The following is a 22,425-nucleotide window of genomic DNA, read 5'->3' as shown; positions in this document are numbered from 1 at the left end:
GAGTCCCGGGCAGTCCGGGTGGTTCGGAGCGGTGACGTGAGCGAAGGGCGCGATGGCGGACGACACGGCAGTGGACGAAGGCGACTTCAAGGGCTGGTGCTGCTGGGCACCGTGCTGGTCCTGCTCCTCCTCGGCGGGGGACCGGCCTCGGCGCACGCGGCCCTCCGCTCCACCGACCCCGTCGACGGAAGTGTCGTCAAGAACAGCCCCCGAAGCATCACCCTGACCTTCACCGAGTCGGTCGGCCTCCTCGACGACTCCTTCCGCCTCCTCGACCCCGAGAACCAGCGGGTGAAGCTGGGCGGCTCGGGCCATGTGGCGGGCCGCTCGGACAGTGTGCGGGTGAAGCTGCCGAAGAAGCTCGGCACCGGCACCTTCACGGTGGCCTGGCGGGTGGTCTCGGCCGACAGCCACCCGGTGTCGGGCGCCTTCACCTTCTCCGTGGGCAAGGCATCCCCGACCCTGGCCGTCCTGCCGTCCGACGCCACCGAGGACCCGGCGACCGACGGCCTCTACAACATCGGCCGCTACCTCGCGTACATCGCGGCGGCCCTGCTCGTCGGCACGGCGGCCTTCGTCGCCGTCTGCCGCCCGCCGGACACCCGCCCGCTGCGCCGGCCGCTGCTGATCGGCGGCTGGACGCTGGCCGGTTCGACGGTGTTCCTGTTCTTCCTCCGCGCCCCCTACGAGGCCGGCACCGGCCCGGCCGGCGCGCTCGACCCCTCCGGACTGCTCCGCACCCTGGAAGGCCGCCCGGGCCTCGCCCTGGCGGCGCGCCTGCTGCTGCTCGCGGCGGCGGTGGCCCTGCTCCTACGGCAGCGGAGCCGCCCCGAGCCGTCGAAGGCGGCCCTCGTGCTGGGCTCCGCCCTCGCGGTGGGCCTCGCGCTGACCTGGGCGGGCGCCGAACACGCCTCGGCCGGCATCCAGGTCCCGCTGGCGATGACCTCCTCGGTGCTGCACCTGCTCGCCATGGCGGTCTGGCTCGGCGGTCTGGTCGCCCTGCTCACCCTGCTGCCCCGCGCCTCGGTCCCCTCGCGCGTGGTCACCCGTTTCTCCCGGCTGGCCGGGATCTCGGTGACCGTCCTCGTGGTGACGGGCGTCTACCAGTCCTGGCGCGGCCTCGGCTCGCTGTCGGCGCTGACGGACACGACGTACGGCAGGGTCCTCCTCGCCAAGCTGGTCGCGGTCACGGTGCTGCTGGCGGCGGGGGCGTGGTCGCGGGCGACGGTGACCAGCCAGGCGAACGTGGCGAGAGGCAGGACGGACCAGGCGAACGCGCGGGCGAACGCGCAGGCGGAGAAGTCGGCGGAGAAGTCGGCGGAGAAGTCGGCGGAGGTAAAGAAGGCGGTGAAGGCGGTGAAGGTGGAGAAGGCGGTGACGGTGGAGGCCAGGGTTCTGCAGAAGGCGACCGTGGGCGGGACGTCGGCACACGAGGAGGCCGCCGAAGGGCCGGCGGGGGAGCAGCCCGCGAAGCCGGCCGACGGCGCTCCCACCCCCTCGGCGCCCGCCGCGGAGGACGCCACCCCGTCTCCGGACCGTCCGTCGTCCACCGGGCCGCGTCTCACCCCGGCCGAGTCCGCGCACAGCCGTGCGCTGCGCCGGTCGGTCCTGCTGGAGGTCGCCGTCTCCGTCGTCGTCCTCGTCCTGACGACGATCCTGACCGGCACCCTGCCGGGCCGGGCGGCGGCCGAGGCGGCGACGACCCAGCAGTCCGCCGGGCTGCCGGTCGCCTCCGTGACGATCGTCCCCTTCGACCTCGGCAAGCCCGGACTGCGGGGCAAGGTGCAGGTCACCCTCGACCCCGGCACGGTCGGCGACAACACCCTCCAGGCCGTGGTCTACGGCCCCGACGGCGGTTTCGTCACCGTCCCCGAGCTGCGGATCTCCTTCACCCTGCCCAGCCAGGACATCGGCCCGCTCGACGCCAAGCTGGTCGACAAGGGCGGCTACTGGGCCTCCAGCAAGGTCAGTCTGCCCATCGAGGGCACCTGGGAGATGAAGACGACGATCCGGGCCACGGACATCGACCAGGTGAGCGTGGTGAAGGACGTACAGATCGTCCGCTGAACCGAAGGCACAAGCCCCTCAGCCCCTGACGAGCCGCGCACGTCCTTGTGCGCGGCTCGTCGGCTTGCGGGCCCCCGTGGAGCTGGTGACCTGATGGACCTGATGGACCTGATGGACCTGATGGACGTGGTGGACGTGGTGGACTAGAGGCCGGCGATGCGCACGGGGCCGCCGGAGGTGACGGATCCGATGGCGGCGAGCGCGACGGTCAGGGCGGCGCGCGCGTCGTGGCCGGTGACGCGGGGGGTCCGTCCGGTGCGGACGGCGTCGGTGAAGTCGGCGAGTTCGGCGACGTAGGCGCCGTGGAAGAGGTCCTGGTCGTACCGGGTGCAGTCGGCGGTGATGCCGTCGGGGCCGTAGGCGGTGAGGTGGGCGCGGCGGATGTCGCCCAGGGTGAGCATGCCGTCCGAGCCGAAGACCTCGCCGCGGACGTCGTAGCCGTAGACCGCCTGGAAGCTGGCCTCGGCGGTGGCCAGGGCGCCGTTGTCGAAGCGGAGGGTGACCACCGCGGTGTCGAGCAGCCCCCGGTCCTTGAAGTCGGGGCGGATCAGGGCGTCGGCCATCGCGAAGACCTCGACGGGTTCGGCGCCGGGGTTGAGGAAGCGCAGGGTGTCGAAGTCGTGGATGAGGGTCTCCAGGAAGACCGTCCACGGCGGGATCGGCGACGGATCGGCCAGCGCGGGGTCGCGGGTGAGCGAGCGCAGCAGCTGCGGGGTGCCGATGCCGCCGGCCGCGATCCGGTCGTGGGCGGCCCGGAAGCCGGTGTCGTAGCGGCGGTTGAAGCCCACCTGGAGCGGTACGCCCGCCTTTTCGGCGGCGCCGATCGCCCGGTCGGCGTCGGCGAGGGTGGTCGCCATGGGCTTCTCGCAGTACACCGCCTTGCCCGCCCGGGCGGCCGCCTCGACCAGGTCGGCGTGGGTGCGGGCCGGGGTGGCGATCACGACGGCGTCGATCTTCGGGTCCGCGAGCAGTTCGCCGACGTCGGTGTGGGCGGTGGAGCAGCCGAGCCGCTCACCGAGCCGCCGTGCGGCACCCGGGGCGGGGTCGGCGAGGGCGGCGAGCCGCACACCGGGCAGCCGCCGGGCAAGCGTCTCGGCATGGAAGGAGCCCATCCGGCCGGTGCCGATCAGGCCCACGGCCAGGGGCGGGGAGCTGGTCATGAGGGTTCTCCGGGTGTACGGGGGCTTGGGGAATTGCGGGGGAGGGGGGAGGGCTTGGGAGAGGGGTGCGAGGGTGCTGGGAAGGGGCTGCGGGGCGCCGGGAGAGGGGTGCGGGGCGTGTGAGGCCAGGGGGAGGAGGGGGGAGGCCTATGAGATGGGCGCCCAGGAGTAAGAAACCTGCGAGGGCGCCCAAGAGATGGGAGGCCCAGGCAGTGAGAAGCCCGCGAGGTGAGGGCCTGGGGGAGGGGCGGCCCTCGACGCGGGAGGCGTACGAGCGGGTGGCCTCCGAGGGCGGGAGGCGTACGAGGTGGGTGGCCTCCGAGGGTGGGAGGTGTACGAGCGGGAGGTGTACGAGGTGGGCTGCTTCCCTCGGGGGGAGGCGCCCGGTGTTTCGGTCAGACGGTGAACGCCGTGCGGAAGCGGTGCAGGGCGGCCTCGCTGTCCTGCGCGGCCCAGGCCTCCATCGCGACCGTGCCGTCGTAACCGAGGTCGGCGAGGGCGCGGGCGACGGCCGGATAGTTGATCTCACCGGTGCCCGGTTCGCAGCGGCCCGGCACATCGGCCACCTGGATCTCGCCGATCAGCCCCAGGCCGTGGGCCCGGCGGACCAGCTCGATCAGATTCCCCTCGCCGATCTGCGCGTGGTAGAGGTCCAGGTTCATGCGCAGCCCCGGCCGGTCCACCGCGGCGACCAGGGCCAGCGTGTCGGCCGCCCTCGCGAACGGCACCCCGGGGTGATCGACGGCCGTGTTGAGGTTCTCGAGGGTGAATACCACACCGGCGCGTTCACCCGACTCGGCGATACGGCCCAGGGTGTCGCGGGCGGCGGCCCACATCTCCTCGGTGGGCTCGTCCTTCACCGGCACCACCGGCAGGCCCTCGCCGTCCAGCCCGGTGCCGTGCAGATTGAGGCGGGGGCAGCCGAGCTGCTCGGCGGCCTCGATGGACTCCTTCGCGGTGCGCAGCAGTTCGGCCGCGCCCTCGGGGTCCGTGAGGCTGCCCCGGATGTAGCCGGTCATCGAGGAGAACTCGGCCGGGGTGCGGGCCAGGGCGTCGAGGTCGTGCCGGGTCCAGTCCCAGATCTCGACCTGGAAACCCTCGTCGTGGATCCGTCGGGCCCGCTCGTCGACGGGCAGGTCCCGGAAGACCATCTCGGCGCAGACCGCCAGCGTGAACATCGTCGTTCGCCCCTCTCATAGACTAGAACGTTCTAGAAGCTGCGGTTAGTACGCCAGCCCAGGGCGGCTATGTCAAGACATCCGCTCTAGAACGTTGCAGTGCATCTGACCTGAGTGTTCGCCCTCGTCTACGATCGTCGGCGGACTGCACACACACGCCGACCGCACACACCGACCGCACACGCCGACCGCACACGCCGACCGTGCACACCGACCGCGTACTCGACCAGTTGGACCAGGGAGGGCCGCCGTGCCACCGACCCCCAAAGGCCCCGACGGCCGTCGGCCGACACTCGCCGACGTCGCCGCCCGCGCCGGCGTGTCCACGGCGCTGGTGTCCATCGTCATGCGCGGCGCCAAGGGCGCGAGCCCGGCCACGCGCGAACGCGTCCTCGAGGCCGCCCGCGCGATCGGCTACCGCCCCGACTCCCGGGCCCGGCTGCTGCGCAGCAACCGCACCCATCTGATCGGCGTGCAGTTCGAGATCCAGGAGCCGTTCCACACCGACCTGGTCGAACACCTCTACGCCGCCGCCGAGTCGGCCGGCTACCAGATCGCCCTCAGCCCCGTCGCCGCGAGCCGCAGCGAGCGCCAGGCCGTCGAGTCGCTCCTCGGCGACCGCTGCGAGGCGCTCATCCTGCTGGGTTCCCGGGCCCCCGCCGCACGGCTCGCCGAACTCGCCGCGCTCCTGCCGCTGGTCTCCGTGGCCCGACGACTGCGCCCGGCGGTCCCGGGCGTCCACGTCGTGCGCACGGCCGACGACGAGGGCGCTCGCCAGGCCGTCGACCACCTGGTCGCCCTCGGTCACCGCGACATCGTCCACCTCGACGGCGGCCGGGCACCCGGCGCGGCCGAACGGCGCCGCGGCTACCGCACCGCCATGAACCGCCACGGCCTGGCCGAGCACATCCGCGTCCTGCCCGGCGGGCTCGCCGCGGAGGACGGCGCCGCCGCGGCGACCGCCCTCCTCGCCACCGGCCCCCGGCCCAGCGCCGTCCTGGCCTTCAACGACGCGTGCGCCTCGGGCGCGCTCAGCACCTTCTTCCGCGCCGGCGTCGCCGTCCCCGGCGCGCTCTCGGTCGTCGGCTTCGACGACAGCCGTCTGGCCCGTCTGCCCCACGTCGACCTCACCACCGTCGCCCAGGACATCCCCCGGATGGCCCGGCTCGCGGTCACCCAGGTCACCGCGCGTCTGGAGGGGGGCGCCACCACGACCGGGGAGGACGTCGTCGAGCCCCGTCTGGTGACGCGCGGGACGACGGCGCCGGTGGAGCGGTGAGGGCGGTGAGGCCGGTGAGGGCGGTGACGGCGGTGCCGGCCGGCGCCAGGGGCGCGGGCAGGGTGTGCCACGGTGGCCCGCCGGGTGGCCCGGGTACCATCGGCCGCGTGAACACCTACTGGCACGTCGTTCTGCCGCCCCTCTGCGCCTGACGGGCGCCGACCACCAGCAGGCCTCTGCGAACACCTGCGAACACCTGCGGAGACCGGCGGAGACCGGCGGAGACCGGCGGAGACCGGCGGACACCTGAGGCCCGACCGGGCCGTTCCGCTCTCCGCCGCCCCACCGAGCCGAGCTCGGCCAGGGGTGGTCGTCGTGCGCCCGACGCGGATCCAGTCCCTGACGCATTCGACGACGGAAGTTCACGACTGTGCCGAACCGCACCACCCCCCTGACTCCCGCGCGCCCGTCCGACGCCGGCCCGCGCCCCTCTCGTAGCGCCCTCCTCGGCGGCCCCGCACCCATCCTGCTCGCGGCCGTGCTGTGGGGCACGACCGGAACCGCCGGTTCCCTGGCGCCCGCCGGCGCGCCCGCGGCGGCCATCGGCTCCGCCGGTCTCGCCCTCGGCGGCATCCTGCTGTTCCTGCTCTCCCGGGGCGCCGGTTCCCTGCCGGCCGCCTGTACGCGGGGCGAGCGGTGGCTGCTCGTCCTGGGCGCCCTGGCGGTGGCCGGATACCCGGTCACCTTCTACCCGGCGGTGGCCCGGACCGGGGTGGCCGTCGCCACCGTGATCGCGCTCGGCAGCGCGCCGGTCTTCACCGGGCTGCTGTCCTGGCTCACCGGACGGTCCCGCCCGACCCCGCGCTGGACCGCCGCCACCGCTGCCGCCGTGCTCGGCTGTGCCCTGCTGGTGCTCGGCCCCGAACTCACCGGCGCCGCCACGCCGATGGACCTGACCGGGGTGGCCCTCGCCGCGTGCGGCGGACTGTCGTACGCCGTCTACTCGCTGATCGGCGGCACCCTGATCACCCGCGGGCACTCCTCCGACGCGGTGATGGGCGTGCTGTTCGGCGCGGCCGGGCTGCTGGTCCTGCCGCTCCTGGCGTCCGTGGACATGCGGTGGATCACCACGACGCGCGGCGCGGCGGTGGCGGGCTACCTGGCCCTGTTCACCGTCTGCCTGGCCTACCGTCTCTTCGGCCACGGACTGCGCCGTACGTCCGCGTCGGCGGCCACGTCCCTGACCCTGGCCGAGCCCGCGGTGGCCGCCGTCCTGAGCGTCACGGTCCTCGGCGAGCGTCTCCCGGCCGTCTCCTGGACCGGCCTGGCCGTCCTCGCCCTGTCCCTGGCCCTCCTGGCCTTCCCGACGGGTGGCCGAAACCGCTAGGGAGCCGTGCCGGCCTGTCCCGGTCGCTTCCCTGCCCCTGCCCCTGCCGCGCGGTCAGCGGCGGCCGGTCTCCTCGGGGCCGCCCGTGCCGCCGAAGGTGATGACGATCTTCCCGAACCGTGCGTGGTGGAGGAGGTCACCGAAGGCGGTGCGGTGGTCGGTGATGTCGTAGGACGCCTCGACCACGGGCGTGATCCGACCCTGGGCGACCAGGTCCAGGACGCGGCTCTGTATCGGTGCCGAGGAGTGCGGGACATAGACGAAGGGGGCCGTCCGCCGGCCGAGGCGGGCGGCGATCATGCCGGTGACGTCCTTCTGGGGGTTGACGTTGACGAAGGCTCCCCGCCGGGACAGCCTCCTGCGCACCCGGCCGAAGCGCAGCGTTCCGGAGAAGTCGAGGACGGCGTCGAAGGCGCCGGGCAGGTCGTCGAAGGAGGTGTCGCGGCAGGAGTGGGCGGCCGTGGCGCCCAGCTCGGTCAGCCGGGCCGCGGAGTTCCGTCCGCCGAGTGCGGTGACGGTGGCGCCGAGCGCCGCGGCGATCTGGACGGCGTACACGCCCACACCGCCGCTCGCGCCGACGACCAGCACCCGGTCCCCGTCGCGTACGGCGGCCTTGTCGAGGCTCGTCAACGCGGTCTCCGCGCCGATCGGCAGGGCCGCCGCCCGGGTGAGGTCGAGCGGCTCGGGCAGTTCGGCGAGGTACTCCTCGGGTACGGCCACATACTGGGCCAGGGCCTTCTCGCCCCGAGTGAGATGCGGGCCGCCCATGACCCGCAGGCCCTTGCGGAAGCGGCGGCCGTCCGAGCCGTCTCCTCGTACTCGGCGCCGACCCGCCGCGCCATCGCGTGCAGCAGCCCGGGCAGGGAACCGAAGTGCTGGTAGGCGATCGGCTTGCTGACCCCGCACGCGTCCGCCACCTTGGCGAGCGTCAGCGACCCGGCGCCGTCCTGCCGCGCCAGGGTGAGGGCGGTGCCGAGAAGCAGCTCCCTGCGCTCCGCGGCCGGCACCCGCCGCCGTGTCGCCGCGACCTCGCTCCACATCACCGTGAATGCCAAAGGGCCGGGCCACTTTTGTGGTCCGGCCCTTTGGGCTGGCGGAGGATACGAGACTCGAACTCGTGAGGGGTTGCCCCCAACAGGCTCTCCACATGTTCGTTCGGGGCTTCGTGGACGCACGGATCCGTCCTGACCTGCGACGGAGCAATCGATCTGGCTCAGTCCGGACCGCACCGGACGGAGGCGAAGGCAACCAGAACCGCAACCACTGGGAGAACCGGCCCCCTGCTCACACCCTGCGCCAGGCGCTGAGCAGTTCTTCGGGTGCGTACGCCGCCTGGAGCCCGGAACAGCTGGTCCCGTTTCGGGAGACCGCCACGAGCGGTACCGGCTCGGTGGTGATCGCCGCCCGGTGCTTCTGCAGTGCGGCCAGGTCGTGGCTGTCGAACGCGGAGTTCTCCAACCACTTGACCGAGCCGAGGAAGAGCAACTGCTTGGCCACCGGCTGCCGGTCGGCGCCCACCAAGTCGATTTCGACGTCGTTGCTGCGAGTCCAGTACCCGCCGATCGCCGGGGCTGCGGGCAGGAGCCCGTCCGGCAGGAGGCGGGTGAGGGATTCCCGGACGAGGGGTTCGATCGCGCGGCCCCGCCAGCTCGTCCACTGTTCCTTGATCCGGCCCAGGGTGAGATCTCCCCGCATTCGTTCGATCTCCGCCATGTGCGGGTCCAGAAACGCGAGCCAGAACCGGAGGTAGGGGTCGGCCACTCGGTAGCGGCGTTCCTTCGACGGCCTCAGTGAGAGCGGCAGCTCGGCGGCCACGACCCTCTTCTCGGTCAGGACGTCGGTGGCTCGGGTGAGAGTGGTGTGGGCGATGCCGCCGGCCGCGCGAGCGATGTTGGTGAAGGTTCGCTCCCCGGATCCGATGGCCCGCAGTACCTCCCTGCTCATCGCCTGCGGTGGAAACTCCGCGGCCAGTGAGCGCTCGGCGGAGACCAGCAGGGCCGAGATCGGGTTGTTCAGAGAGTCGCGGAGGAACTCCCAGACGTCTGCTCCGGCCTGCCACTCGGCGCAGATCAGGGGGAGTCCTCCAGTGACCAGAGCAGCATCGAACGCGGCTGCCGCCGACAGGCCGAGCATCTCGCCGATGTCGGCCGGGTTCAGGGGCCCCACGATCATTTCCCGGCCCCGTTGGTGAAAGGGACGGTCGTAGCTGTTCAGCGCCTCCATCATCGACAGATCGGATCCGACCAGGAGGAGAAGTACCGGCTTACGGCTGAGCAGCCGGTCCCATGCCCGCTGGAGCATGCCCTCGAAGGCGTCGATGCGGTCCATGAGATAGGGAACCTCGTCGATGACGACCACGCTCGGGCTGTCGTCGGGAAGGATCTCCGCGAGCAGCCTGAACGCCGCGTTCCACTGCCCCGGGGTCTCTTCCGAGAACAGTCCCCGCTCCGGCAGGGTGGATCTGGCGACGGCGTCGAGCAGCTCAGCCAGTTCGTCCTCTGCGGTGCCGCCCGCCGCGGTGAAGAAGAGGTGCGGCGTCTCGGTACGCCGGAGGAATTCCTCGACGAGGCTGGACTTGCCGACCCGCCGCCTTCCCCGCATGAGAATGCACTGCCCGGGTTTCGCCGACCCCACGGCATCGTGAACCGCCTGCAAGGCGTTGCCGAGCACGCTCAGTTCGCGATCCCGCCCGATGAAACGACGCATGGCAGCCTCCCACCAGAGACAGTATCGATGTAGATACTATCTCTGGCGATACTAAATTCCCTGCGGGAGAGGGTGAAAACGCGCTCGGCGTCCCGAAGGTGGCACCAGGCTTCGAGGCAGGGCGGGTCGAGCATGAGGCGGCTGAGGGTGCGCACCGTCCGGTTCCCCGATGTGGCGACGTACTCGACGGTGAGGGGTTCACCGGTGTCGATGGCATGGGCGAGCTGACGGACGTCGCTGTACGGCAGCCGCTTCGCCCACCCTGCGACGATCTCCTCGGTGTCCGTGGCGAAGGCTGGTCCTCCGGCGAACGGCGCGGGTTCGGGAAGCGCCGGCGGGGCCTTCAGCAGCTGGGCCGCCACGATGTCCGGGTCGACTGCGGTGGCCGCCCGCGCCACGCCTGTGGCGGCGATCCGGCCACTGCCCCTCGCCCCGTTGCGGCGCGGATCCGGCACAGCGGCGGCGGCCCGCTGAGGCCGGGTTCCCCCGATCCGTACCGTGCCCTCGGCAGTCTCGGCGACGGGGGCGTATCCCTCGGCCCGCAACGCGGCGACGGTCGTGTCGAGCGGGCTGCGGCCGACCGGCACCGTCGGCTCCAGCTGTCGTAGCCCGAGCTTGGCGAGCTTGCGGTGGGCAGCGAGTTCCACCAGGAGCGCGGGCTCGTCGCCGTGGAGGACACAGGCGGCGGGGGCGATGCGCACACGCCCGTGGCCACGTGCGGTGTCGGCGATCAGCTACGACAGCGGCTGCGGCAGGGGCCCGGCAGCGACAGCGGCCAGGTCGGCGGTGATGCCGGTAGGGGTGTGGCCGGCGTCAACGGCCCGGCGGATGCTGCTGGCGTTGAACCGCCACACGGATGCTGCACCGCCGGTTTCCCGGTCGGCGACGGAGTCCAGGAGCGAGGCCGGCCGCGCGGACGGTGTGCCGGTGACGACGGCGGCGAGGTCGGCGCCGATCCGTGCCGTCGCGGTGGCCGGGGGCAGCAGCCGCCGGCACAAATGTGGAAGCGTGCGGCTGGCCGTTCGCCGTGATGTCCCGAATGTCATCCTGAAATGCAACCAAAAATGCGACCGGTCCACACCGAAGAGCCGAGCCACATTCGTGGCTCGGCTCTTCGTTTCGCCTGGTCGGGCGGCTGCGGAGGATACGAGATTCGAACTCGTGAGGGGTTGCCCCCAACACGCTTTCCAACTGTCCGCGCGATCATCCGGGGGCGTTCATGGGGGTTCGCGCGGCAGGTCAGAGCGGGTGTGTGTACTGCGGTGAACGGTGGCGGCCGTGAGCGCACTGGACAAAGACCAGGACAACGAGCGTGGTCACTGACCAGCAGCGATCACCACTGACAGAAGGCCACGGCGGCATCGTCGCCGGACTTGTAGCGCGGCCACCGTCGCCCTGTGGGGTCGGTGGCTTCGACCTTTCGCACGGTGGCGATCAGCTCTTGTGGGCCGCCGGTACGGAGCGCCGTGAAGACTTCTGACCAGGTGGCCATGCCGTACTCGGTGACCAGCCGCGATGCGCCGTCGGAGAGCACGGCGGCGGCCCGTACGTCCTCGGTGGGGGCGGTGCCGACCAGGGCGTGAGCGGCGGCCTCTGTGTCGGAGGCAGCGACCCAGTATCCGGAGGGCGTGTTGCGGGTCTGGCGCTGCTCGGTGACGAGCCGCCGGAGTGCTTCCTGATGCTCCGGGGTGTGGGTCTCGTACTGCTCGACTTCCGCCCGCAACTCGGGAAGAACGCCATCTACCCGCAGGTCGGTGTGGACGGTGAAGCCGTCGGCCTCTTCGAGCACGATGGGCGAGTCCGCCAAGACCAGGTGGTCAAGGAACCCCTGTCGCTCCCGGAGGATCGCCACCGTCGCAGAGGGCGTTCCGGGATTGCCGAGGTCGCATTCAGGGTGCAGCGCCGCCACCCGTTCGAGAGCTCCCGCCAGACCGGCTGTGAGTGACGTGTCCGGGTCTGCCAGTGCGCCCACAAGCTGACTGCCCAGGTGGGCCACGTACCAGGGCACGCCGTGGCGGCATCCGGTGTCCAGGCCCGCCGTGCTGAGCCCGTCCAACACGACGGCGAGAGACGGTGTGCCGGCCACCCAATCTTCGTTGGGGGCGGCTCCACCAGGTTGGGTGTCGATGGCGACGCGCATGCTCAGCCTTCGTGTCGGTACAGCGGGGTGACGCGTCGACTCTCCAGCACTTCGAGCGTCTTCGGGTCGTAACGGCACGAAATGAGGGTGGAGAAGCGCCGCGTGCGAACCTCGCGGTACAGCTCTGCAAGGTTGTTTTCGAGGAAGTGAACGACTCCGTTCGCTCCGATCGCGTGGATACCCGCGATGTAGAGGAACGTGCCCTTTCCGTCCAGGCGGGGGAGCCGTCCCAGGTACCCGACGTCACCGGCCGACCCTTCTTCATCCTGCGGTGACCGGAACTCCGCCCCGGCCACCTGGTCGACCAGGTGCCACGCGTGGTCCTTGGCAAACCGAAGGTTGTCGTCACCTTCGAGTACCTGCGCCACGATCGGGGAGAGACGGGGGCCGCAGATCACGACGTGGTTGTCCCGGTTGAGGTTCACGATCCCGGTGGGCGGAATCACCTCGTACTGAGTGTCTAGCTTCATGCCCCCCAGCAACTTTCGAAGGCTCTCGAAGTTGTTCAGGTCTTCGCGGGTGACTACCTCGCTGGGGTTCTGGTCAGCCGCCTTGCCCGCTTCGTACTTGCCACCGAGCGACACCGTGACCAGGTCCGTGCCGAAGAAGGCGCGCTCTGGCGGCGGGCCAGCGGACGCGAGCTGACCTACGCGCCCCCGACTGACCCCGAGTCGCTTCGCAATCTCCGCTTGCGTCATGCCCGCCGCCTGGGCCTCTTCGATCGCTTCCCGGCGGACGCGCGACAGCTCGTTCACGTGGCTCTGGTACCGCGCCATCAGGTCGATTGCGGCTTTGGCGCGGTCAACGGGATCGGTGATCCCAGAGACCTTCTCCATGTCGTTCTGCACGGCTCTCCGATCGTTGCCTAGGGGGGCTATCGAACTCTATCGCGAGAGGGGGTTGCGCGCAGCTCTGAGTTTGCCTACCGTACCTATCAAGCGAGACGGCAAGCCCCCCTAGGCAAGTCAGGGAAGTGCTGTCACGACTGTTTGACCTGCACGAATGCATGGGGCGGGGACGCTGCAATCCCGCTAAAGGCCAGGCAGAACAGGGTTTCGGCCCGTACTGGCGAGGTGGCCCGGCGACCGCGAGCAACGGCCGGCGTGTGGGGACAAGGTCCCCCTTGCAGTGTTTGTTTCCTACCCCTTCGACCTGGGAGTTCCGATGCTTCGACGAACCCTTTGGGCGCCGCCGTGATGGATCGGCCGACGGCGCCAGTGCGACACCCGAGCCAGTGAGCGGAGCGCACGCGTTCACGGCCGAACCGGTCCGCCCCTTCCTGGCATCGCAGCGGCTAGCGCTGCGGCCGGTTGCCTCCCCCGCCCGTCCGACCGCGCTTCCTGCGCCGGCCGTACGGGCGGGGTGGCAGGGAGCCGGAAGCCATGGTCTCCAACGGCGCGCGGCCCCGGGTGTCCAGACCCGGGGCCGCTGACGGGCCGTTCAACCCTGTGAGAGGAACACGACCCAATGAAGCACATCGTCACTGTTCAGGATGCTGTTACGGCGTTCGCCGAGTGGACCGAGCCGACGACTGCGGAGCTGGACGCGATCGAGCTGGAGTCCCCCGTGATCCTGGCGGAGGTCGACCTGTTGGACGCGCAGATCAAGGCCATGGACCGCCCCGCGAACGAGGTGGACGCCCGCCGGATCCGCAGGGCCCGCAACAAGGTGCTGACCGCCCGCCGGGACCTGGCCAACCGCACGGCCGGCGCGAGCACGGCGGGCGGCGCGGCATGAACCTGGGCCGCAAGGGCCGCGCCGCCTTGGTGCTGGCGCTGGTCGGTGTGGTCGGGATGGCGTTTCGCGTCTCGTGGAACGCGCTGCGGGACATCGCCGGCGCGATCGGGGCGGATGCAACCGCCGCAACGCTGTACCCGTTCGTCGTCGACGGATTGATGGCGCTGGCCCTGGTCGCCGCCCTCGTGCTGGTCGACGACGACCGCAAGTTCGCGCTGCGGGTGCTGGGCACCTACACGCTCGCTTCGCTGGTCCTGAACTACGTTCACGGGCTGGTCCCCGAGCTGCACGGCCGTGAGGTCGACTGGGGACGGTTGGCGCAGTGGGATCCGGCGAACTGGGCTCTCGTACTACTCGCCACCTCGCTCCCGGTCGGGTCGATCTACTTCGGATCCGATCTGGTCGCGAAGGTGCTGCACCACCGCCCCGCCCCGATTCCGGCCGTAGGCACGAATGCGGAGGAATCCACTGAGACCGAGAGGATTCGGTCTACACCTGACCTGCTCGAATCGACCCCGGCACCCTCGGTCAAGCTGACCCGGTTGAGCGTGCCGGATCCGGTCGCGGTCGACCTGGGCAAGTCGACTCTGCCGCTCAAGCCCGTACGGGAGCTCCCGGCATCGATCGAGGCTCCCGCCGTGCGGTCGGTGCCGGCGGAGTCGGGCAAGCCGCGCCGGGCCACCGGCCGGCTTCCGGAGGTCGCCCGGTCGAGCCGGCCGAAGCGCACTCCGGATCAGTTGCTCGCCGAGGCACGGTCGGTCACGGTCGGCTGGACCGATGCACAGATCACCGCCGAGGGGATCCGCCGGGAGGTGCACACGTCGCCGGCGAACGCCCGGATGCTGCGTGACACCCTGCTCGCTGAGCGCGCCGAGAACGGTGGCGACGCCGGCGCGGCCGCCGCGTGAGCGTGCGGTTCTGGGATCCGGACGGCGAGAAGTACGGCATCCCCACCTACCCGCTACGCATGGCCCCCGAGGGTCTGGCCACCCGCCGCCAACTGCGGGCCCGTGGCCTGCGCCCGGGTGGTCAGGACCCGGTGGCGCAACTGATGTGGCGCTACCCGCGCGGCATCGCCCATTCCTGCCTCTACCGCATCGACCGCGCGAAACCGGTGCGCCCGATGACGCCGGGCCGGTGGCGGGCGCACGAAGCGATGATGCGCCCCCGCCGCATCTGCCCCGCCTGCCGTCGCGACGTCGGTTACGTGATCCGCCCGTCCATCGGCACGTGCGAGCCCTGCGACCCGACCCGCCCCACGGCCCCGCCTGCACCCTTCCCCTTCTTCGACGTCTGAGGAGTCCCAAGCCATGGGCAAGCCCGACACCCGCAGCATCGACCGCGAGATCAGCAAGACGAACCGCAAGCTGGAAGCCGTCCGGCGGGGCGAGATGTGGCCCCTGAACAGCTCGGAGCGCCGCGCCGTCCTCGGGGCGCTCGCCGGCGGTTCGTACCGGGTCCTGCGCGGCAAGAGCGCCACCCGGCAGGAGAACCGGCTGGAGTCCGTCTCGGAGCAGGCCATCACCCGGCTGACGGCCGAGATCACCGCGCTGCACATCGAGCGTCAGCGGATCGTGCGCGAGTACGCCGCCGCCAAGGCCGCCAAGAAGGCGTCCGGGTGGTGGTGAACACCCGCCCCGCGCACGGCCGTTGCCCGGCCACGCACCCGGAGGACCCCACGCCGTGCGTGGGTGAGGTCGTGGTGACCGTGCTGGACCGCTTCAACGCGGGCGCGGACGGCTGCGAACATCACGGCGCGCGCCTGCTCGCCTCCCTCGACGGCGGGCGCGTCTACGGCCTGCCGCACGCCGCGCCCGGTACCGCCATCCGCGTGTTCAAGGCGGCCGCCGGTATCCGCCCCTTCTGCTGGCTGGACGGCCCCCGCACCGAGCCGTCCCAGCTCAGCGAGATCGAGAACCGCGCCCGCCGCGCGCGCTGAACCACCCCCCGCCCCGTCCCGGCTACCGGGCGGGGCCCTCAACTTCTCGCCCCGACCCGGGGCAGTCAGGAGTGCTCCCGTCATGGGTGACACCGTCGTCCACCTGCACAAGAACACCGACCCGGCCGCCGTGACCACGCTGACCGTGGTGCCCGACCCCGCCCCGCCCGCCCCGGTCCCGCTGTGGGTGCGCTCCGGGCGCGCGGTGAAGCACGCGGCCACGCACGAGCACACGAGGACCGCCGCCCGCGCGGCCGTCCGGCACACCCTCTACGTGGCCGGCGGGGCGCGGATCGTGGCCCGCCGCGCCTGGGACGCCCGCACCCCCGCCCGCTACGAACGCGGCCTGCGCGCCGCCGAAGCCGCGGGGAACTACGAGGCCGCGATGGAGTGGGAGGAGCGCGGGCAGCGCTTCCGCGAGGCACGCCACCGCCGCCGTATGGACCTGCTCCACTCCCCGGTGGACGCGGCCAAGGGCGCCCTGGTCGGCACGGGCATGGGCATAGGCTCCCTGGTCGCCCTCGGTGTCGTCCTGGCCATCGCGAACAAGGACGTCACCGACGTCATCACCCCGGTCATGGCGGTCATCGAGTTCATCCGCCTGATGATCACGATCATTCAGGTGGTGTGGGGCCCGCTGGTCACCCTGGGCCCGTTCCTCGCCCTGCTCGCACTGTGGGCCGTGGGCAGCAAGCAGCAGGCAGCGCCCGCATGGGTCATGCCCGCGCACGTCCGCAACGGTGAGAGCGAGCCGATCACCCCGTCCATCGTGGTCAAGGCCCTGCGCGACCTCGGCATCCCGGCCATGCGCAACGCCATCAAGGACATGGGCGACGCCGGCGCGTCCATGCTCTCCCCGATCGTGATCGCCGGATGCGGGGTGGAAGTCGACGTCACCCTCCCGTCGGGGGTGTCGACGAACGAGATCCAGCAGCGCCGCCGCAAGCTCGCCGAGAACCTGAGCAGGCACGAACACGAGGTGTTCATTACCATCCCGCAGGCCGCACGCACGGTGCGGCTGTGGGTCGCCGACTCCGGGGCACTGGACGAGCCGATCGGCCCGTCTCCGCTGGTCACCGACGAAACGCTGACCGGCGACTACACCAAGGGCCGCGCCCCGTGGGGGCAGGACCTGCGCGGGGATGCCGCCGCCATCAGCCTGTATCAGCGGCACTTCCTGATCACGGGTCTGTCCAACCAGGGCAAGACCGCCGCGCTGCGGGCGCTCGCGCTGTGGCTGGCGCTGGACAGGTCGGTGCAGTTCCTGATGGGTGACCTCAAGGGCGCCGGCGACTGGGCCATGTTCGACGGCCTGGCCACCGTGCTCATCCAGGGCCCGACGGATGAGCACGTGATCGAGGTGACCGAGATGGTTGAGGGTGCGGTCGACGAGATGAACCGCCGTCTCCAGGCCCCGCCCGGAACCGTCTTCCCGCCGCTGATCGTGCTGGTCGACGAAGCGCAGGTGGCGTTCATGTGCCCGGCCGTGGACGACGAGAAGCGCCCGTATGGCGGGTCCAAGGCCAAGTCCCGGTACTTCACCGCCGTCCGCAAGATTCACAACCAGGGCCGCGCGGTCAACGTGCTGATGTGGCAGGGCACGCAGGACCCCACCGACCAGAACCTCCCCAAGCTCGTGCGGGAGGGCGCACACACACGTGCCTCGCTCGCCCTGGGCACCGAGTCTCAGGCACGGATGGCGCTCGGGGACAAGGCCGTCGACGGCGGGGCCGCGCCGAACCTGCTGCGCCCGGGGCTGGACAAGGGCACGGTCGTGGTCGCGTCCGACGGCATCGAGATCCCGGCCGGACAGGCGTCCATCACGGTCCGCACGCACTACATCAGCACCGACGACGCGCACGTGATCGCCGACCGGGCCAAGGCCCTGCGGGACGGAGTCACCACCCTGCACGCGATCGAGCGGGGCGAGGAGCGTGACCCGCTCGCCGACATCGCCACTGCTCTCGGCGACGCGGCGCGCATGCCGACCACCGACGTCCTCAAGCGGCTCGCCGCCCTGAACGAGGACGCCTACGGCACTTGGACGAACGGCGACCTCAAGCGCGTCCTGGACGCCCACGGGGCGGAGCCCTACAAGTCCGATGGCCGCATGGTCGTCGCCCGTGACCGCGTCCTGCGCGCGCTCGCCAACCGCGACGGCGACGGTTCCGCTTCCGCCTCCGAGTAGAGGGAGGCGACCCCTCCCCGGGCCAGGGAGACAGGGAGAACTCCCTGAACCCCTCCCTGGCCCGCCTCCCTGGCCCTGACCTGCGCGAATGATCAGTCAGGGAGTCAGGGAGGTCCGCAGGTCAGCGCCCCCGAAACCCCCTCCACACGCCACCCCCAAGGGGGTGGTTCCGCCTCCCTGAACCGCGACCGGAAGGGATTCCGCATGTACCCCGAGCACGCCGACCGCGCGCCCGCCGTACGGGCCCCGGAAGTCCACCACCCCACCCCCATCACCCCCGCCGCGCCGTACGCGGCGCCGCTCGTTCCCGTCCAGCCGCACGCCGTGCCGGCGGTCGCGAGCGTCGTCCTCCCGGACGGCCGTGTCGTCACCGGCTACGCCATCCCCACCGCGCAGCCCGAACCGGTCGCCGCCAAGCCGGCCGTCTCCCGCGCGGCGGTGAACGTCGCCCTCGGGGGTGTCGGCTTCCTCGCCGTGTGCGGCGGTCTGCTGCTGCTGACCACGTTCATCGCGGCCCTGACCGCACTGATCACCCAGCTCATCACGCTCGCCGCAGTCGTCTTCGGCGGATGGATCGCCGTCCAGGTCTTCGGCCACCGCGAGACGAGCGGCGGCAACACGTTCCACATCCGCAAGGCCGTCTTCAAGCGCAACCACTTCAACGGCTGACAGGGAGCCCCGCGTGTTCGAGATCCGCGTCATCTGCGACCCCGCCGACACCGACACCATCGTTGCCGGGCTGGACCGCACCTTCACGACCGGCACCGTGACCGTGTACCCCACCCGCGACCGCAAGCGGCACCGTCTCTACGTCCGCGCCAACCACCAGGCCGCCGACACCGCGCCCTCGGAGGACTGGCCCAGCGCCTCAGAGGCGTACGCCGACGCCCCCGACGCCCGTGAAGAGTTCGACTGGCTCTTGAGCGAGGCGCACGCCGGCAGGCGCAACCGTGAGTGGTGGCTGCGCCGCGCCGCCGTCGTCGACCGCAGGTCCGCCCACCTCCCGCCTGACGGCCGCCTGCGCGACGAGCACGCCATGGAGCTGGCGCACTTCCTGATCGAGCTGGACGGCGCGGACGTCACCGGCGACCCGCGCGCCTACGTCCGCCGCCAGTACGTGTACTGGGCCAGGAACAACTAGCTACGCCAAGGGCGACCCCCGCATCTCGCCAAAGAACCGGGGTCGCCCTTGCCAACCAGCCCACTACAGACCTGTTGGAGGTCTCCCAGCATGACCCAACCCGCCGCCTTCCGGCGAGCCTTACCGCCGGCCAATCGTGCCCCTGAGTCGGGAGCTCCCGCCGCGCCCCCGATGCGGTTCTACCTGACCACCCACAAACGGCACTGGATCAAGCTCACCGACGTGCCGCTGTTCCTGAAGTCCGAGCACTTCGCGAGCGCTGCCAAGCTCTACCCCGCCCGCGGTCCGTATGCGGTCGACTCCGGCGGATTCTCGGAACTCCAGCGCAACGGCCGCTGGACACGCACCCCGCGCCAGTACGTGAACGACCTGCGCCGCATCTGGGAGTGCGTGGGCCCCTACGACTGGGCCGCGCAACAGGACTGGATGTGTGAAGACCTCATCATCCATGGCGGCCAGGTCGGGAAGAACGTGTTCGTCGGCACCCACCTGAGCGTCGCGGAACACCAACGGCTCACGGTGGCCAACTTCCTCGAACTGCGCTCTCTCGCCCCGGATCTACGCATCGCTCCCGTTCTCCAGGGCCGCAGCATCCCCGAGTACGAGCGGTGCGTGGAACTGTACGAGAAGGCGGGTGTCGACCTGCGAGCCGAACCGGTCGTGGGTCTGGGGTCGGTCTGCCGGTTGCAGTCCACCCGTGAGGGCGCCGCGATCGTCACCGCCATGGCCGCGCATGGCTTCAAGCTGCACGGCTTCGGCTTCAAGATTCTCGGTCTGGAACGCGTCGGTCATCTGCTGGCCTCCGCCGACTCCGCCGCTTGGAGCGCCCACGCCCGCCGCCGGCCCCCGCTGCCCGGCCACACGCACAAGAACTGTGCCAACTGCATCGACTACGCCCTCATGTGGCGTCAGCGCGTCATCAACGCCATCCCCACGCACGGGCAGATGCTCCTGACCGACCGGAGCGCCGCATGAACCAGCACCTCATGAACGCCGCCCTCACCGCCGCCGAACGCGGATGGCCCGTCATCCCGCTCCGCCCGCGCAGCAAAGTCCCCGCCCTGCACGGGGAACGGCGCTGCCCGGGCACCGGTGACTGCATCGACGGACACCGCACGTTCGAGCAGCGCTCCACCACCGACCCCGCCCGCATCGAACGCTGCTGGGCCACCGGCCCGTTCAACGTCGGCATTGCCACCGGCCCCGCCGGTCTGCTGGTCGTCGACCTGGACACGCTCAAGTCCAAAGACGAAAAGGGCACGCCTGACGGCGCGGCCAACTTCCAAGCGCTCTGCGAGCGCGCCGGGCAGACCGCCCCTGCCACCCGCCGTATCCGGACCCCCAGCGGTGGTGAACACCTGTACTTCACCGCCCCGCCCGGTGTCCGGTTCAGCAACACCACCGGCACCCTCACCCCGAAGGTGGACACCCGTGCATGGGGCGGTCAGGTCGTCGCCCCGGGCAGCGTGACGCCACAAGGCCCGTACGCGGTCCTGGACGACGCGCCGGTTACAAACCTGCCTGAATGGCTCCAAAAGGCTCTGACGGCCCCTCAGAGGCCCGCCGCGGCCCCGATCCTGCCCATGCCCACCCGCGACACCGACCGGTACGCCACCGCCGTCCTGCAACGCGAGGTCGCGGCCGTGGCCACCACCGCCGAGGGCGGACGTCAGGCCGAACTCTTGCGCGCCGTACGGGCGGTAGGCCGGTTCGTGGCCTGGGGAGACCTCGACCGCGCCACCGTCGAAGCGGCTTTTACCTGCGGGGGCGAGTCTGCGGGACTGCCGCCGGCCGAGTGCCGCGCCACGATCCGCAAGGCCCTGGACTACTCCATCCGCACCGCCTGGCCACGGGCGACGGCATGACCGCCCCCCGGCCCCGCCCCGCAGGTAAAAGCCTCGCACTCACCCCCGACCGGCCGCGCCCCGCCGAACCGGCCCCGCCCCCGGCGGCCGTGGGCGGGCCGAAGGTCGCCGCCCGCAAGGGCGTCGTTTCAGCTCTTCAACGCCCGGACCGGTTCCCTGCCGGCGCGGCGGGCCGCGACCTCGGGGACCCCACGCCGGACCGGCCCGGCATCCGCATCTACGCCCCGCCGATCTACCGCCACCCCTACGACGGCGCCCGCTGGTCCAAGCGCTACGGCGACACCCCCACCGCCGCCTACGCCTGCCCCTGCGGCCACACCGACACCGCCACCGGCCAACAGGCCGTGGCCGACCTGGTCGCCGACTACGCGGCCCACAAGCACTTCTGCACCGGCACCCCCGCCACGCTCCCCGAACGGAGGACCGCCGCATGACCGAGCCCGCCATCGACGGCGCCGCCCTGCTCGACGAGGTGGAAGCCTTCCACCGCCGCTTCAATGTCTTCCCCACCGAAGCCGCGTTCGTCGCGGTCGCCCTGTGGGACGCGCACGCTCACCTGCTCGACTGCTTCGACTCCACCCCGCGCATCGCCTTCCTGTCCCCCGAACCGGGGTCGGGTAAGACCAGGGCGCTGGAGATCGTGGAAACCCTCGTGCCGCAGCCCATGACGGCCGTCAACGCGTCCGCCGCCGCCCTGTTCCGGTCTGTCTCCGGGCCCGGCGGAAAGCCGACGATCCTGTTCGACGAGATCGATACCGTCTTCGGCCCGAAGGCAGGGGACAACGAGGAGTTGCGCGGGTTCCTCAACGCCGGCCACCGCCGTACCGGGGTCACGTACCGGTGCATCGGCGACGGCGGCAACCAGACCGTTCAGGCGTTCCCCTCGTACTGCGCGGTCGCGGTCGCCGGTCTCGGTTCGCTGCCCGACACGATCCTGACCCGCTCCGTCATCATCCGCATGCGCCGCCGGGCCAGGAACGAGAAGGTGGAGCCCTTCCGGGCCCGCATCCATGAGGCGGAGGGGCACAAGCTCCGTGACCGGCTCGCCACGTGGGCGGAACAGGCCCGGGGGTTCGTCATGGGCGCGTGGCCGGACATGCCGGACGGAGTCGCCGACCGACCGGCGGACGTGTGGGAACCACTGTTGGCCATCGCCGACGCGGCCGGCGGTGACTGGCCCGACCGGGCCCGCGAAGCCTGCCTGACCCTCGTCAAAGCCTCCCGGGCCAACGACAAAGGCAGCATGGGCGTGCGGCTGCTGACCGACCTGCGCGACCACGTCATGCTCGGCATCGACCGCCTGCCCACCGTCGCCATCCTGGACCGGCTCAACGCCATGGACGACGCCCCATGGGCCGACCTCAACGGCAAGCCGCTGGACAACCGGCGCCTGTCCAAGATGCTCGCCGAGTACATGACGGCCGACAACGAGCCCATCGCCTCCCGCAACATCAAGGCCGCCGGCAGCGTCCTCAAGGGCTACTACGCCGCCGATCTCTGGGACGCGTGGGCACGCTACTGCCCCCCTCCCCCGGAAAGTCCGCTACCTCCGCTACCCGGCATGGAAAACGCTGCCTGACCAGCAGTTATGAGGTAGCGGCAAGCGTCGGAACTTGCCGCTACCCGGCCGCTACCCATCCGCTACCGCTACCCCTTCCCGCTACCTCGAACAGGCCCCTGACCTGCGCGGTAGCGGCG

Annotated in this window: 21 protein-coding genes and 2 pseudogenes; 15 read left to right on the top strand and 8 right to left on the bottom strand. The window is 71.4% G+C overall.

Translation table 11 applies throughout. The features are described from left to right. The first annotated feature begins 96 nt into the window (after nt 1-96). Nucleotides 97-2,067: a copper resistance CopC/CopD family protein gene (locus tag ACYQ8Q_RS22715; protein ID WP_460067475.1), complete on the top strand. Its 1,971-nt coding sequence runs from the start codon at nt 97-99 to the stop codon at nt 2,065-2,067. A 143-nt stretch (nt 2,068-2,210) separates the two neighbouring features. Here the strand turns inward: ACYQ8Q_RS22715 and ACYQ8Q_RS22710 are convergent, their stop codons facing one another. Together ACYQ8Q_RS22710 and ACYQ8Q_RS22705 are read right to left on the bottom strand one after the other, a co-directional pair. Beyond that, nucleotides 2,211-3,227 carry a Gfo/Idh/MocA family oxidoreductase gene (locus ACYQ8Q_RS22710; protein ID WP_460067474.1) on the bottom strand — a complete coding sequence of 339 codons (1,017 nt, stop codon included), beginning with the start codon at nt 3,225-3,227 and terminating at the stop codon, nt 2,211-2,213. Between the two features lie 395 nt (nt 3,228-3,622). Further along, nucleotides 3,623-4,405: a TIM barrel protein gene (locus ACYQ8Q_RS22705; RefSeq protein ID WP_460067473.1), complete on the bottom strand. Its 783-nt coding sequence runs from the start codon at nt 4,403-4,405 to the stop codon at nt 3,623-3,625. A gap of 250 nt (nt 4,406-4,655) precedes the next feature. Between ACYQ8Q_RS22705 and ACYQ8Q_RS22700 the strand changes: the two genes are divergently transcribed. Both ACYQ8Q_RS22700 and ACYQ8Q_RS22695 read left to right on the top strand, forming a co-directional pair. Continuing rightward, the gene (locus ACYQ8Q_RS22700) at nt 4,656-5,684 is read left to right on the top strand and encodes a LacI family DNA-binding transcriptional regulator (protein WP_460067471.1); all 1,029 of its coding nucleotides are present in this window, start codon (nt 4,656-4,658) and stop codon (nt 5,682-5,684) included. Nucleotides 5,685-6,054: 370 nt separating this feature from the next. After that, nucleotides 6,055-7,011 carry a DMT family transporter gene (locus ACYQ8Q_RS22695; protein WP_460067470.1) on the top strand — a complete coding sequence of 319 codons (957 nt, stop codon included), beginning with the start codon at nt 6,055-6,057 and terminating at the stop codon, nt 7,009-7,011. Between the two features lie 54 nt (nt 7,012-7,065). Here the strand turns inward: ACYQ8Q_RS22695 and ACYQ8Q_RS22690 are convergent, their stop codons facing one another. The 6 genes and pseudogenes from ACYQ8Q_RS22690 to ACYQ8Q_RS22665 form a co-directional block, all read right to left on the bottom strand. After that, nucleotides 7,066-7,779, bottom strand: a complete 714-nt coding sequence (locus tag ACYQ8Q_RS22690; RefSeq protein WP_460067469.1) for a zinc-binding dehydrogenase — start codon at nt 7,777-7,779, stop codon at nt 7,066-7,068. An 83-nt stretch (nt 7,780-7,862) separates the two neighbouring features. Next, nucleotides 7,863-8,051 (bottom strand): annotated as a pseudogene (locus tag ACYQ8Q_RS22685) (TetR family transcriptional regulator); the annotation flags it as partial. A 244-nt stretch (nt 8,052-8,295) separates the two neighbouring features. Next, nucleotides 8,296-9,717 carry an ATP-binding protein gene (locus ACYQ8Q_RS22680; RefSeq protein ID WP_460067468.1) on the bottom strand — a complete coding sequence of 474 codons (1,422 nt, stop codon included), beginning with the start codon at nt 9,715-9,717 and terminating at the stop codon, nt 8,296-8,298. Between the two features lie 62 nt (nt 9,718-9,779). Continuing rightward, nucleotides 9,780-10,712 (bottom strand): annotated as a pseudogene (locus tag ACYQ8Q_RS22675) (helicase-associated domain-containing protein); the annotation flags it as partial. Between the two features lie 338 nt (nt 10,713-11,050). Continuing rightward, nucleotides 11,051-11,857 carry a hypothetical protein gene (locus ACYQ8Q_RS22670; protein ID WP_460067467.1) on the bottom strand — a complete coding sequence of 269 codons (807 nt, stop codon included), beginning with the start codon at nt 11,855-11,857 and terminating at the stop codon, nt 11,051-11,053. Between the two features lie 2 nt (nt 11,858-11,859). Then, complete coding sequence (locus ACYQ8Q_RS22665; RefSeq protein ID WP_460067466.1) at nt 11,860-12,705, bottom strand: sigma factor-like helix-turn-helix DNA-binding protein; 846 nt, start codon at nt 12,703-12,705, stop codon at nt 11,860-11,862. Between the two features lie 619 nt (nt 12,706-13,324). Here ACYQ8Q_RS22665 and ACYQ8Q_RS22660 point away from each other — a divergent pair. The 12 genes from ACYQ8Q_RS22660 to ACYQ8Q_RS22605 all read left to right on the top strand — a co-directional run bounded on the left by ACYQ8Q_RS22660 (nt 13,325) and on the right by ACYQ8Q_RS22605 (nt 22,306). Continuing rightward, nucleotides 13,325-13,594, top strand: a complete 270-nt coding sequence (locus tag ACYQ8Q_RS22660; protein WP_460067465.1) for a DUF6284 family protein — start codon at nt 13,325-13,327, stop codon at nt 13,592-13,594. Then, entirely contained in the window at nt 13,591-14,502 is a 912-nt protein-coding gene (locus tag ACYQ8Q_RS22655) for a DUF2637 domain-containing protein (protein ID WP_460067464.1), read from the top strand. The genes ACYQ8Q_RS22660 and ACYQ8Q_RS22655 overlap by 4 nt, the downstream gene beginning before the upstream one ends. Then, nucleotides 14,499-14,891 carry an RRQRL motif-containing zinc-binding protein gene (locus ACYQ8Q_RS22650; protein WP_460067463.1) on the top strand — a complete coding sequence of 131 codons (393 nt, stop codon included), beginning with the start codon at nt 14,499-14,501 and terminating at the stop codon, nt 14,889-14,891. Before ACYQ8Q_RS22655 ends, ACYQ8Q_RS22650 begins: the two co-directional genes overlap by 4 nt. A gap of 13 nt (nt 14,892-14,904) precedes the next feature. Next, complete coding sequence (locus tag ACYQ8Q_RS22645; protein ID WP_460067462.1) at nt 14,905-15,222, top strand: hypothetical protein; 318 nt, start codon at nt 14,905-14,907, stop codon at nt 15,220-15,222. A 59-nt stretch (nt 15,223-15,281) separates the two neighbouring features. Then, nucleotides 15,282-15,533 carry a hypothetical protein gene (locus ACYQ8Q_RS22640; RefSeq protein WP_460067461.1) on the top strand — a complete coding sequence of 84 codons (252 nt, stop codon included), beginning with the start codon at nt 15,282-15,284 and terminating at the stop codon, nt 15,531-15,533. Between the two features lie 82 nt (nt 15,534-15,615). Further along, nucleotides 15,616-17,721 (top strand): ATP-binding protein, encoded by a 2,106-nt coding sequence (locus ACYQ8Q_RS22635; protein ID WP_460067460.1) that lies wholly within the window; start codon nt 15,616-15,618, stop codon nt 17,719-17,721. Between the two features lie 204 nt (nt 17,722-17,925). Beyond that, nucleotides 17,926-18,390, top strand: a complete 465-nt coding sequence (locus ACYQ8Q_RS22630) for a hypothetical protein (protein ID WP_460067459.1) — start codon at nt 17,926-17,928, stop codon at nt 18,388-18,390. A gap of 13 nt (nt 18,391-18,403) precedes the next feature. Continuing rightward, on the top strand, nt 18,404-18,862 hold the full coding sequence (locus ACYQ8Q_RS22625; protein WP_460067458.1) for a hypothetical protein: 459 nt from the start codon (nt 18,404-18,406) through the stop codon (nt 18,860-18,862). A 171-nt stretch (nt 18,863-19,033) separates the two neighbouring features. After that, a complete protein-coding gene (locus ACYQ8Q_RS22620) occupies nt 19,034-19,837 on the top strand; it encodes a deazapurine DNA modification protein DpdA family protein (RefSeq protein WP_460067457.1) in 804 nt (267 codons plus the stop codon). Continuing rightward, a complete protein-coding gene (locus tag ACYQ8Q_RS22615) occupies nt 19,834-20,727 on the top strand; it encodes a bifunctional DNA primase/polymerase (protein ID WP_460067456.1) in 894 nt (297 codons plus the stop codon). Before ACYQ8Q_RS22620 ends, ACYQ8Q_RS22615 begins: the two co-directional genes overlap by 4 nt. Then, nucleotides 20,724-21,161, top strand: coding sequence for a hypothetical protein (locus ACYQ8Q_RS22610; RefSeq protein ID WP_460067454.1), 438 nt, complete (start codon nt 20,724-20,726; stop codon nt 21,159-21,161). The genes ACYQ8Q_RS22615 and ACYQ8Q_RS22610 overlap by 4 nt, the downstream gene beginning before the upstream one ends. Beyond that, the gene (locus ACYQ8Q_RS22605) at nt 21,158-22,306 is read left to right on the top strand and encodes a DUF3631 domain-containing protein (RefSeq protein ID WP_460067453.1); all 1,149 of its coding nucleotides are present in this window, start codon (nt 21,158-21,160) and stop codon (nt 22,304-22,306) included. The genes ACYQ8Q_RS22610 and ACYQ8Q_RS22605 overlap by 4 nt, the downstream gene beginning before the upstream one ends. Nucleotides 22,307-22,425 lie beyond the last annotated feature (119 nt).

The sequence above is a fragment of the Streptomyces sp. YKOK-I1 genome, from assembly GCF_054660435.1.
This window is presented reverse-complemented; position numbering and strand designations above follow the sequence as displayed.